Below are 12,712 nucleotides of genomic sequence, written 5' to 3'. Positions count from 1 at the left end.
CTCTGTCTGATGTGCTGTAATGGCCCATGCTATACGCGCCAGTTTGTTTGCAAGAGCACATGCCAAAGGTGGCAAGTTGAGAACGAGAAAACTTCTTACGTAGCAGGGCATTGCCTTGCCGATCCTGGCAATGAACGTGAAAGGAATGTTTACCCAGATCGATACCAATAAGCGTCGCGGTTTGCATGATGGAATCCTCTGAAGAATTGCACCCTGCCAGCGTACTGCTCACAGGGTGGGGGTGACCATCTCATTAACAGGAATTACACAATTTTAATTACAGCCTCTGATACTTGGGTATTATGAGTCGCAGGGAAAATCATCCACATAAGAAAAATGAGCGCCAGCCCTCCCCAAAAGGGGCTGGCGCGGTAGATAATATATCCTCAAATTTTAAATTCCCCTTCCGCATTAATAATTGTATCCCACTGTTTAAATTCGTCACTACTAAGAACTACACAACCTTTTGCCATAGATTTAAAATTCTCAGTAAGGTTTTTATCTTGCTTTGGAGGAAAATGATCGAAACTTGAAATCAATGTTTTTCTTCTAAGATTCTCTACATATTCGGGGCAAACTAGATTTTTTCCATCAAGCGAGAACATATTAACAGCCTTAATGAAGAAATCACTTCTATCTTTTAAGTATTTCGTATCCCATATTGAATTAGGAAATAATTCTTTATAGTATTTGTCAGATGTAACATGGTAATAATGAGTTCTTTTATCTAACACTCCGATTGTACTTAATGTATTCGAGCTAATAAATAAAAAACCATTAGGCCAAAAGAAAAAAACCAAAAATAATGAGGCTAACACAGAAAAAATCGTCTCTTTTGCCACTTCAAAATCAAAAACTCCATTATTATTAAACGAAAAGTTTCTTGAATAAAAAATCATCGCTGGGAATAATGATAATACTGAGTAAAAAGATAGAAAAAAGAAAGCATAAACAAACCCATAAAAAGTATGCCCATCCATATTCATCAAGAGCAAAGAAATAGACAAACTTATTGATATTGAGGCTAAAAAGCATATAAACAAGGTGGCAAAAATAGAGCCAGTTATTTTAATAAACTTTTTAAATCCGCTATCACGATAGGCGTGAGTGTTTTTTACTTTCAATGGAAACACAGTAAAAACTATAGAAACAATAAAAGATATGAGTAAAGAACGAAATGGTTCATCTATATATAACAAAACTTTCTCTATGTATACATGCTTTTTAGAAAATTCATAAAAACCATCCGATGATAATATCAAAACAGAAAGCAACATAGATATTATCATTATCAAAGTAATATATGGCATCTTTTTTGTATTAGCAATATAACTTTCATTAACAAAAGATGAAAAAAGCATTAGATTAAAACTTGGAAGTACAAATACAAATGACATTAATACAGAAATGAATATAAACGAGCCAAATATTGAAAGAAGCGTTGTTTTATTATCAATAGCACCAATCAATAAGTCAAGACGTGAAAAATGTCCTAAATATCCCCAAACAACAGTTATGGAAAGTAGGATGCATATAGGTGAAATTTTTAGTGCATAAAGAAAACATTTTTTAGCATTATTAAAAAACGAGGTTAATTCGATCTCTTTGATTCCTTCCATATATACCTCTGCACAAAGCTAACAATCTATTTAAAATCAATAAAATGATTAAACCCTATAATAATGGAGTATTTCAATACATCACTTTATAAACTCATACGGCACCACATACTCATCCCGATTCGCATCCAGATAATCCGCCCACCATTGCAGCATCAGCCTGCGCTCATCCAGATGTTCCGCCTTGTGGATGTAAGCAGCACGAACGCCATTACGTTCTTGATGGCTCATTTGCCGTTCCACCGCATCCCGTGACCACTGGCCGGACTCCACCAATGCGCTACAGGCCATCGTGCGGAAACCGTGTCCACATACTTCGGTGGTGGTGTCGTAGCCCATTACCCGCAATGCATTGTTGACGGTGTTTTCACTCATCGGTTTGGTTGGCCGACGATCGCCGGGGAAAATCAGTTCGTGGCCGCCACTGATGGCCTTGATCTCTTCCAGCAGCGCCAAAGCCTGTCGGGATAAAGGCACCAGATGTTCAGAGCGCATCTTTGCGCCGCGCTGCGAATGCTTCACGCCGGGAATGGCTTCACGTTCAGCCGGTATCGTCCATATTGCACGTTTGAAATCGATTTCCGGCCAGCGGGCAAAGCGTAACTCACTGGAGCGGATAAAAACGTACAGAGTAAGTTTTAACGCCAGTTTGGTTAATGCCCGCCCTTTGTGGCGTTCAATTCTTGCCAGAAAATCCGGCAGTTTGTTCAGCTTCAACGCAGGCCGGTGGGTGGCTTTTGGCGCGGCTATCGCCCCGGAGAGGTCTTGCGCAGGGTTGCGCTCTATCAGATCGTTCTGTACCGCGTAGCGCATGATATCGGTAACGCGCTGGCGCAGTCGTGACGCCAAATCAAGATGGCCGTTCTGTTCCACGACTTTAAGCGGCTCCAGCAGGTCTTTAGTTTTCAGATCGGCAATATGGCGATGCCCGATAGCAGGCAGAATATTACGTTCCATATCGCGCCATACTCGTCCGGCGTGCGTTTCCGACCATCGGTTTTGACTAATGTTTCGATGCCAGTCTTGCGCGACCTTCGAAAAGGTATTCAACGCTTCTTGTGCCTGCACTTTCTCTTCTTCACGCTTTTCCGTTGGGTGGATGCCCTCCAACAGCAGCAATCGCACCTCGTCACGTTTCTCTCTGGCCTTTGCCAGCGAGATCAGCGGATAGGCGCCGAAAGCAATCCGGCTCTCCTTGCCTTCAAAGCGATACTTAAGATACCAGCGCTTAGAGCCGTTAGGACTCACCAAAAGATACAGGCCATGCGCATCCGAGAGCTTGTAAGCTTTCTCGCGCGGCCTGGCGGTACGGGCAACAACGTCGGTCAGCGCCATAATTTGGGGGTCAACTCATAATCGAAGTGAATTGACCCTCATCTTGACCCCCAAATCCTCTGGATGTCAATGGACGAAAAAAGACCAGTGTGGATAAAACAGACGAAATCGCAGAAAGGAGTGTGAAATAAAAATTGTTATTTTACAGATGGACATTGACGTTAATGGACGGTTGCGGACATAAAAAAAGCCACCCTGAGGTGACTTGATTTTCATACGATGGTGCCGAAGGCCGGACTCGAACCGGCACGTATTGCTACGGTTGATTTTGAATCAACTGCGTCTACCGATTTCGCCACTTCGGCACGAAGAGGTATGCGGAAAACCCGGAGGATTATACCGTTACCGGCAACCTGCGCAACCTTAATCCCCACCCGGGGGATTTGAATGACGAAAAAACCATCACCCATCACAGGATAGCGACGACTCAATCGGCCAGTATCCTGCGGTTTTCACCGGATTAGTCTTAATATCCGGTCATTTGCCTAAGGCAAATCGATCGACCGGAACTTCCGTTCCTTCATTATGTTCTAAACTGCCCTAAGTCCGGCGCATCGCGGGTTGGGCGCAATATTATGGAAAACAGAGGTGGTTTATGAAAAACGCAACACGGCGGAAGGTATGGATATTGGGCATGGCGTTAGCGCTGGCGACGAGCTCGGCGACGGCGGCAAGCTGGCAGGATCAGCTAAATAGCGCCGCTTCGCAACTGGGTCAGCAGGAGTCCGCCTCAGGCAACGGCGCCAGCAGCGGCGGTCTGTCGCTCTCTTCGCTGAGCGGGCTGCTGAACGGCGGCGATAACGCGGTGAGTTCCAATACGATGAGCAACGCCGCGGGTATTCTGCAGTACTGTGTGAAAAATAATATCGTAAACAATAATGTGGCGTCGGTGAAAGAGCAGGTGCTGGGTAAGCTGGGGCTGAATACTCAAACCGAGCAGGCGAAACAGACGGATTATCAGCAGGGGCTGGCGGGGTTGCTGAATACCGGCAGCGGTCAACAGTTGAATTTGAAGAGCCTGGGCGATACGCAATTGGGTCAGAAGGTGAAGACGAAAGCCTGTGATGTGGTGCTGAAGCAGGGCAAAAACTTTATTTCCTGACGGGCGAGCGCTCAACCTGTCCGGGCGCCGTCAACGGCGCCCGGACAGATGATGTTATCGGCGCCTTAGCAGCAACGCGATGCTGACAATCATAAACAGTATGCTGGGCAATAGCGCGCCGACTATTGGCGGGGTGCCGTAGACCAGACTGAGCTGGCCAAATACGCTGTTCATTAAATAGAACGCGAAGCCAAACGCGATGCCGATAACGATCCTGAAACCCATCGGTACGCTGCGCAGCGGGCCGAAGATGAACGACAACGCCATCAGCAACATGACCGCCACGGAGAGCGGCGAGAACAGTTTGTTCCACATGTTGAGCTCATAGCGGCTGGATTCCTGGCCGCTTTGTTTCAGGTAACCGATGTAGTTGCGTAGCCCGCTGATGGAAAGCGCGTCTGGCTCCAGCGCCACCACGCCTAGTTTGTCGGGCGTCAGGCTGGTTTTCCACTCGCCGCTGAGGCGCTGGCTGCCGGCGATCTGTTTGCCGTCGGTCAGATCGGACTCATCCACCTGCGAAAGCTGCCACAGGTTTTGCGTTTTCTGGAATACCGCGGAAGCCGCATAGCGCACGGAGAGCAATTTGTTTGTGTCGTCGAAATGGTAGATGTTGACGCCGGCCAATTCGTTATCGCCGGCGATCCGTTCGATATAGATAAAATCGTTGCCGTCTTTCGCCCACAGGCCGCTTTGCGTCGAAAGCAGCGAGCCGCCGTACATCATCTGCGCCCGGTAGTTGCGCGCCATCTGTTCGCCCAGCGGCGAAACCCATTCGCCGATAGCCATGGTCAGCAGCACCAGCGGGATCGCCGTTTTCATTACCGAAGCGGCGATCTGCAGCCGGCTGAAGCCGGAAGCCTGCATGACCACCAGTTCGCTGCGCGTCGCCAGCATGCCCAGTCCCAGCAACGCGCCGAGCAGGACGGCGATCGGGAAGAAGACTTCGATGTCCTTCGGCACGCTGAGCAGAGAGTACAGCCCGGCGCCCAGCACCGTATAGCTGCCCTGGCCGACTTTGCGCAGTTGATCGACGAATTTAATAATGCCCGACAGCGACACCAGCATGAACAGCGTCATCATGATGGTGTTAAAGATGGTTCTGCCGATATAGCGGTCTAGAACACCAAACATCAAGCCGCTCCTTTTCCGGTCAGACGAGCGCGCACTTTACGAATCGGTACGCTATCCCACACATTGAGCACGATGGCCATTGCCAGCCAGATCATATTCACCACCCATATCCAGATCAGCGGATCCAGCTTCCCTTTCGCCGCATTGGAGCGCAGCGAGCTTTGCAGCAGGAAGAAAATCAGATACAGCAGCATGGCGGGCAGCATACTGAGCACGCGGCCCTGACGCGGGTTGACCACGCTGAGCGGCACCACCATGAATGCCATCAGGAATACCGACGCCACCAGCGTGATGCGCCAGTGGAATTCAGCCCGACCGGCCGGCGTGTCGTTGCGCCACAGGTCGCGCATGCCCATTTGTTCCACGTTGTTTTTATCCAGCGAGACGGCCTGGTGGCCGATCACCGCCTGGTAGTTGGTGAAGTCGGTAATGCGGAAATCGCGCAGCAGGGCCGTGCCTTCGTAGCGCGTGCCTTTGTTAAGCGTCACGATCTGCGAGCCGTCGTTGCCCTGAGTGACCTGGCCTTTGTCGGCCACCACCACGGAGGGACGCGCGTTGCCGTTGGCGCGCAGCTGCGCCAGAAAGACGTGCTGAAACTCCTGGCCTTTAACGTTGCCGACGAACAGCACCGAGTTGCCGCCCTGCGCCGATTTGAACTGTCCTTCCACCAGCGCGGCCACGCCGGGGTTGGCCCTGGCGTCCGCCAGCACCTCATCCTGATGTCGCGATGACCAGGGGCTGAACCACATGACGTTAAGGGTGGCGAAGATCGCGGTCAGCAGCGCCAGCAGCATAGCGGCGCGCAGCAGCACCGTCTTGCTGAGACCGCAGGCATGCATGACGGTAATTTCACTTTCGCTATACAGACGCCCAAGCGTCATCAGTAAGCCAAGAAACAGGCTTAAAGGCAGGATCAGCTGGGCCATTTCAGCGACGCCCAGCCCCAGCAAGGAAAAAATCAAATTTGTCGGGATATCACCATCCACGGCGGCGCCGAGTATCCGCACCAGTTTCTGACAGAAAAAGATCAGTAACAGGATAAATAGGATAGCCAGTTGGCTCTTGAATGTTTCCCGTACCAGATATCGAATGATGATCACGCTTAATTACGCCTGTGAAAACTTGTCTTTTTGCAGGAAAGTCGATAGTTTCTTCGCTAACTCGCCATTTATACTCATTTATGGCAACCTGAGCGGGGTAAGCCGCATTACAGCATTCTGCGGCCCACGGTTCTATCAGAACCAGCTTAGAGTTGCCAGAGCAGTCTGGTTTAAAACTACGTCGTCAAGATTAACACAGGTTATGTTAACGCAACGGCGGGAAAAAATGACGGAGTGCCGTATTCTATCCGTTGATCCTGCCCTTGTCTTTAAGATTCAGGAGAGTACATGGAGTTCAGCGTAAAAAGCGGTAGCCCGGAAAAACAACGCAGTGCCTGCATTGTCGTCGGCGTATTCGAACCGCGCCGTTTGTCCCCTGTCGCCGAACAACTCGACAAAATCAGCGATGGCTATATCAGCGCTTTACTCCGTCGCGGCGAGCTGGAAGGCAAGGTGGGGCAATCATTGCTCCTGCATCATGTACCCAACATTCTTTCCGAGCGCATCCTGTTGATCGGCTGCGGTAAAGAGCGTGAACTGGACGAACGCCAGTACAAACAGGTAATCCAGAAAACCATTAACGCACTGAATGAAACCGGTTCGATGGAAGCGGTCTGCTTTTTGACCGAACTGCACGTTAAAGGGCGCAACACCTACTGGAAAGTACGCCAGGCGGTCGAAACCGCCAAAGAAACGCTCTATATCTTCGATCAACTCAAAAGCAACAAAGTCGAGCTGCGCCGTCCGCTGCGCAAGATGGTGTTCAACGTGCCGACGCGGCGCGAGCTCACCTGCGGCGAACGGGCGATTCAGCACGGGCTGGCCATCGCCGCCGGCATCAAGGCCGCCAAAGATCTCGGCAATATGCCGCCCAACATCTGCAATGCCGCCTACCTGGCCTCGCAGGCGCGCCAGTTGGCCGATACCTACAGTCAAAACATCGTTACCCGCGTCATCGGCGAACAGCAGATGAAAGAGCTGGGCATGAACGCCTATCTGGCGGTCGGTCAGGGTTCGCAGAACGAATCGCTGATGTCGGTGATTGAATATAAAGGCGATCCTTCGCCCGACGCTAAGCCAATCGTGCTGGTGGGCAAGGGGCTGACGTTCGACTCGGGCGGCATTTCGATTAAACCGGCCGACAGCATGGACGAGATGAAGTACGATATGTGCGGCGCCGCCACCGTGTACGGCGTGATGCGCATGGTGGCGGAATTGGCGCTGCCGCTGAACGTCATCGGCGTGCTGGCCGGCTGTGAAAACATGGTCGACGGTCGCGCTTACCGGCCGGGCGATATCCTCACCACCATGTCGGGCCAGACGGTGGAAGTGCTCAATACCGATGCCGAAGGCCGTCTGGTGCTGTGCGATGCGCTGACCTACGTCGAGCGCTTTGAGCCGGAGCTGGTAATCGATATCGCCACGTTGACCGGCGCCTGCGTGATCGCGCTGGGCCACCATATTACCGGCCTGATGTCGAACCACAATCCGCTGGCGCACGAGCTGCTGGCCGCGTCGGAACAGGCGGGCGACCGCGCCTGGCGTTTGCCGCTGAGCGATGAATATCAGGAACAGCTGGAGTCCAATTTCGCCGATATGGCCAACATCGGCGGGCGTCCGGGCGGCGCAATCACCGCCGGCTGCTTCCTGTCGCGCTTTACCCGCCGCTACAGCTGGGCGCATCTGGATATCGCCGGCACCGCCTGGCGCTCCGGCAAGGCCAAAGGCGCGACCGGCCGGCCGGTCGCGATGCTGTCCCAGTTCCTGCTCAATCGCGCAGGGTTCAGCGGCGACGAGTAACCACGCCAGCCGCGGGAACGGCGTTTCATCTCCCGCGGCTTATGCCGCCTGTCGGGCCGGAAATTCCGGCCCTTATTAATCATGTTGGACAATGAAAAACGCAACGTTCTATCTGCTTGAGCACAATACGCCCGAAGGCGAACTGAGCGCCTGTGAAGCGCTGTCCTGCGATCTTGCCGCCGGCGCATGGCGGGCGGGCAAGCGGGTGCTGATAGCCTGCGAGGATGAACAGCAGGCGTTCAGGCTGGATGACGCACTCTGGCAGCGCCCGCCCGACGCCTTCGTGCCGCACAATCTGGCCGGCGAGGGGCCGCGCCAGGGGGCGCCGGTAGAGCTGGCCTGGCCCGGGCGGCGCGGCAGCGCCACGCGCGACGTGCTGATTAGCCTGTTGCCCGCCTTTGCAGATTTTGCCACCGCTTTCCATGAAGTGATAGACTTTGTCCCCTGTGAAGATTCCCTGAAACAGTTGGCGCGCGACCGCTATAAAGCCTATCGCAGCGTCGGCTTCCAATTGACCACGGCTACGCCGCCAACGCATTAATTTTGAGCATAATGGAAACGAAATATAATCCGCACGATATCGAGCAGCCGCTCTACGAGCACTGGGAAAAACAAGGCTATTTCAGGCCGAATGGCGATACCAGCAAGGAAAGCTTCAGCATCATGATCCCGCCGCCGAACGTGACCGGCAGCCTGCACATGGGCCATGCGTTCCAGCAGACCATCATGGATACGATGATCCGCTATCAGCGCATGCAGGGGAAAAATACGCTGTGGCAGGCCGGGTGCGACCATGCCGGTATCGCCACGCAGATGGTGGTGGAGCGCAAGATCGCGGCGGAAGAAGGTAAAACCCGTCACGACTACGGCCGCGACGCCTTCATCGAGAAAATCTGGCAGTGGAAGGCCGAATCCGGCGGCACCATTACCCGGCAGATGCGTCGTCTGGGCAATTCGGTGGACTGGGAGCGCGAACGCTTTACCATGGATGAAGGCCTGTCCAACGCGGTAAAAGAGGTTTTTGTTCAGCTGTATAACGAAGATCTGATCTATCGCGGCAAACGTCTGGTCAACTGGGATCCGAAGCTGCGCACGGCGATTTCCGATCTGGAAGTGGAAAACCGAGAGTCGAAAGGCTCCATGTGGCACCTGCGCTATCCGCTGGCCGACGGTATGAAAACCGCCGACGGCAAAGATTATCTGGTGGTCGCCACCACCCGGCCGGAAACCGTGCTGGGCGATACCGGCGTAGCGGTTAACCCGGAAGACCCGCGCTATAAAGATCTGATCGGCAAGTTCGTGCTGCTGCCGCTGGTCAATCGCCGCATTCCGGTGGTCGCCGACGAGCACGCCGATATGGAAAAAGGCACCGGCTGCGTGAAGATCACCCCGGCGCACGATTTCAACGACTACGAGGTCGGAAAGCGTCATCAGTTGCCGATGATCAACATTCTGACCTTTGACGGCGATATCCGCCAGGCCGCCGAGGTATTTGATACCAACGGCGAAACCAGCACCGCCTACAGCAGCGAGATTCCCGAACAGTTCCGCGGTCTGGAACGCTTCGCCGCGCGTAAGGCGGTGGTCGCCGCCTTTGACGAGCAGGGGCTGCTGGAAGAAATTAAAGCGCATGATCTGACCGTGCCCTACGGCGATCGCGGCGGCGTGGTCATCGAACCGATGCTGACCGATCAATGGTACGTACGCACCGCGCCGCTGGCGAAAGTGGCGATAGAAGCGGTGGAAGACGGCCAGATTCAGTTCGTGCCGAAGCAGTATGAAAACATGTACTTCAGCTGGATGCGCGACATTCAGGACTGGTGCATCTCCCGTCAGCTGTGGTGGGGCCACCGTATTCCCGCGTGGTACGACGCCGCGGGCAAAGTGTACGTCGGGCGCGATGAGGCGGAAGTGCGCCGCAAACATCAACTGGCCGATGACGTGGTCCTGACCCAGGATGAGGACGTGCTGGACACCTGGTTCTCTTCCGGGCTGTGGACCTTCTCAACCCTCGGCTGGCCGGAACAAACGCCGGAGCTGAAAGCCTTCCACCCCAGCAGCGTGATGGTCAGCGGCTTCGACATCATCTTCTTCTGGATTGCCCGCATGATCATGCTGACCATGCACTTCATCAAAGATGAAAACGGCAAACCGCAGGTGCCGTTCCACACGGTTTACATGACCGGTCTGATCCGCGACGAGGAAGGGCAGAAAATGTCCAAATCGAAAGGCAACGTGATCGATCCGCTGGATATGGTGGACGGTATCTCCCTGCCCGACCTGCTGGAAAAACGCACCGGCAACATGATGCAGCCGCAGCTGGCGGATAAAATCCGTAAGCGCACGGAAAAACAGTTCCCGAACGGCATTGAGCCGCACGGCACTGATGCGCTGCGTTTCACCCTGGCCGCGCTGGCCTCCACCGGGCGCGACATCAACTGGGATATGAAACGTCTGGAAGGCTACCGCAACTTCTGCAACAAGCTGTGGAACGCCAGCCGATTCGTGCTGATGAACACCGAGGGGCAGGACTGCGGATTTAACGGCGGCGAGCAGGAGCTATCGCTGGCCGATCGCTGGATTCTGGCCGAGTTCAACCGCACGGTGAAAGCTTATCGCGAGGCGCTGGACGGCTATCGTTTCGACATCGCCGCCAATATTCTGTACGAGTTCACCTGGAATCAGTTCTGCGACTGGTATCTGGAGCTGGCCAAACCGGTGATGAACGGCGGGACGGAAGCGGAACTGCGCGGCACCCGCCATACGCTGGTGCGGGTGCTGGAAGCTCTGCTGCGTCTGGCGCACCCGATCATTCCGTTTATTACGGAAACCATCTGGCAGCGCGTCAAAGTGCTGGCCGGCATCGACGCCGACACCATCATGCTGCAGCCGTTCCCCGCTTACGACGCCGCGCATGTGGATGACAGCGCGCTGGCAGACGTAGAGTGGATTAAGCAGGCGGTCATCGCGGTGCGCAACATCCGCGCCGAAATGAACATTGCGCCGGGCAAACCGCTGGACGTGCTGCTGCGCGGCGCCGGCGCCGATGCGCAGCGCCGGGTGGAAGAGAACCGCGGCTTTATCCAGACGCTGGCGCGTCTGAGCGATATCACGCTGCTGGCCGAAGGCGATAAAGGCCCGGTTTCGGTGACCCGCCTGCTGGACGGCGCCGAACTGCTGATCCCGATGGCCGGCCTGATCGATAAGGCGGCCGAACTGGAACGGCTGGCGAAAGAGGTGGCGAAGATCGAAACGGAAATCGGCCGTATCGAAAGCAAGCTGGCCAACGAAGGTTTCGTGGCGCGCGCGCCGGAAGCGGTGGTGGCGAAAGAGAGAGAGAAACTGGACGGCTACGCCGTGGCGAAAGCTCGTCTGCTGGAACAGCAGGCCACGATTGCCGCGCTGTAACGTCGCGCTTTAGTTTCAGCCGATAAAAAAAGCCCTGCCGACAGTGAACGGCAGGGCGTTTTTATTTGCCGACCGGGTATGACGTTTGCAGACCCGCTATGACCATCCGCCTGCGCGCAATCACTGGCGGCGCGATCGTATAAACCGGGTCAACGCGACGCCGCGGCGCTTTGCTGTTCCGCTATCGCCGCGCGGATCGTTTCCAGCCGCGCCTTCATATCCGGGTGCGTGCTCATCCATTCGGGAAGCTCCGGCAGGTCGGCCGCTTTATCGTGCGAACCATCATCCTGCAGCGCGCGATAAATTTGTTCCATTTCCGCCAGCGAGCGTCCCTGACGGCGCATTTCCGCAATCGCCCAGGCGTCCGCTTCGCGTTCCATCGCGCGTGAAAACTGCATTTCATGCAAAAACGAAGCCGACTGCAGCAGGGTATCGCCGATACCGCTAACGTCGCCGGTCATCCACATCATCGTCAGCGCCACCAGCGACGAACGCACGACCATGCGCATCGGATGACGACTGGCGTGGTGCCCCATCTCATGCAGCATCACCGCGGCCAGGCCATCATCATTCTTCGACAGTTTCACCAGATCGTCGCTGACGATCAATGAACCGTCCGCCAGCATAAAGGCGTTGGGCCCGATTGGCGCCGCCATTATGTACAGCGTCAACGGCGTGCGATCCTGGCGCATCTGCGGCGGCATAACCTGCCGGAACAGCGCCTGAACCTCTTTCTGCCGCTGCCCGGACAATTTCGACGCACTGAAGCCGCTTTGCCGCAGGAAAGTATGCGTGTGCTCACCCAACCGCTGCTCCGCGACGGTCGGGATACGCAACGCAATCTCGCTGCTCGCCCAGGGCAATACCACATAGATATACGACAGGATGACCAGCACGGTTATCAACAGCGTCAGCAGCACGCCGCGCTTATGGCGCTCCAGACGATGCACCAACCCCGGCGCGCGATGCTGATACAACCATTGGCGGAACAGCGCGTCTTCGAGCGGAACGAAACGGCCGCCGTCGGGGAAAGTCAGCGTCAGGGGAATAGAGCCAAGCGCGTCGGAAACGACAACCTGCGGCAAAGAAAACAGTCGGTTTCCACCGACCGTTTGCAGCGTTATCCCCTCACCGTGGTCATTCAGCAGTATGCGGGCCGCCTCGCGGGCGGCCTGACCGGGGAGTTGATAGTGCCCCTCGAGGATCACAGACGCGGG

At 54.6% G+C, this 12,712-nt stretch carries 9 protein-coding genes, 1 tRNA gene and 1 pseudogene; 4 read left to right on the top strand and 7 right to left on the bottom strand.

Annotation, left to right across the window (positions count from 1 at the left end):
* Nucleotides 1-64: 64 nt before the first annotated feature.
* The 4 genes and pseudogenes from FJU30_RS13425 to FJU30_RS13410 all read right to left on the bottom strand — a co-directional run.
* Nucleotides 65-187 (bottom strand): annotated as a pseudogene (locus FJU30_RS13425) (IS110 family transposase); the annotation flags it as partial.
* Nucleotides 188-386: 199 nt separating this feature from the next.
* Nucleotides 387-1,619 carry a hypothetical protein gene (locus FJU30_RS13420; RefSeq protein ID WP_150435480.1) on the bottom strand — a complete coding sequence of 411 codons (1,233 nt, stop codon included), beginning with the start codon at nucleotides 1,617-1,619 and terminating at the stop codon, nucleotides 387-389.
* Nucleotides 1,620-1,700: 81 nt separating this feature from the next.
* Entirely contained in the window at nucleotides 1,701-2,954 is a 1,254-nt protein-coding gene (locus FJU30_RS13415; RefSeq protein WP_150435479.1) for a tyrosine-type recombinase/integrase, read from the bottom strand.
* Between the two features lie 220 nt (nucleotides 2,955-3,174).
* A tRNA-Leu gene (locus tag FJU30_RS13410) sits at nucleotides 3,175-3,259 on the bottom strand.
* A 290-nt stretch (nucleotides 3,260-3,549) separates the two neighbouring features.
* On the opposite strand from FJU30_RS13410, the gene FJU30_RS13405 reads away from it, so the two are divergent.
* On the top strand, nucleotides 3,550-4,056 hold the full coding sequence (locus FJU30_RS13405; protein ID WP_150435478.1) for a DUF2501 domain-containing protein: 507 nt from the start codon (nucleotides 3,550-3,552) through the stop codon (nucleotides 4,054-4,056).
* Nucleotides 4,057-4,110: 54 nt separating this feature from the next.
* Here FJU30_RS13405 and lptG read toward each other — a convergent pair whose 3' ends face one another.
* Together lptG and lptF are read right to left on the bottom strand one after the other, a co-directional pair.
* The gene (gene lptG, locus FJU30_RS13400; RefSeq protein ID WP_150435477.1) at nucleotides 4,111-5,187 is read right to left on the bottom strand and encodes an LPS export ABC transporter permease LptG; all 1,077 of its coding nucleotides are present in this window, start codon (nucleotides 5,185-5,187) and stop codon (nucleotides 4,111-4,113) included.
* Entirely contained in the window at nucleotides 5,187-6,287 is a 1,101-nt protein-coding gene (gene lptF / locus FJU30_RS13395) for an LPS export ABC transporter permease LptF (protein ID WP_150435476.1), read from the bottom strand. Before lptF ends, lptG begins: the two co-directional genes overlap by 1 nt.
* Before the next feature lie 288 nt (nucleotides 6,288-6,575).
* On the opposite strand from lptF, the gene pepA reads away from it, so the two are divergent.
* The 3 genes from pepA to FJU30_RS13380 all read left to right on the top strand — a co-directional run bounded on the left by pepA (nucleotide 6,576) and on the right by FJU30_RS13380 (nucleotide 11,495).
* The gene (gene pepA / locus FJU30_RS13390; protein ID WP_150435475.1) at nucleotides 6,576-8,087 is read left to right on the top strand and encodes a leucyl aminopeptidase; all 1,512 of its coding nucleotides are present in this window, start codon (nucleotides 6,576-6,578) and stop codon (nucleotides 8,085-8,087) included.
* A 91-nt stretch (nucleotides 8,088-8,178) separates the two neighbouring features.
* On the top strand, nucleotides 8,179-8,628 hold the full coding sequence (locus FJU30_RS13385; RefSeq protein WP_150435474.1) for a DNA polymerase III subunit chi: 450 nt from the start codon (nucleotides 8,179-8,181) through the stop codon (nucleotides 8,626-8,628).
* A gap of 11 nt (nucleotides 8,629-8,639) precedes the next feature.
* The gene (locus tag FJU30_RS13380; RefSeq protein ID WP_150435473.1) at nucleotides 8,640-11,495 is read left to right on the top strand and encodes a valine--tRNA ligase; all 2,856 of its coding nucleotides are present in this window, start codon (nucleotides 8,640-8,642) and stop codon (nucleotides 11,493-11,495) included.
* A 149-nt stretch (nucleotides 11,496-11,644) separates the two neighbouring features.
* Here FJU30_RS13380 and FJU30_RS13375 read toward each other — a convergent pair whose 3' ends face one another.
* Entirely contained in the window at nucleotides 11,645-12,703 is a 1,059-nt protein-coding gene (locus FJU30_RS13375; RefSeq protein WP_150435472.1) for a M48 family metallopeptidase, read from the bottom strand.
* Nucleotides 12,704-12,712: the final 9 nt, after the last annotated feature.

The sequence above is a fragment of the Affinibrenneria salicis genome (assembly GCF_008710095.1).
The sequence above is the reverse complement of the archived record's forward strand: the minus strand, read 5'-3'. Positions and strand labels throughout refer to the sequence as shown.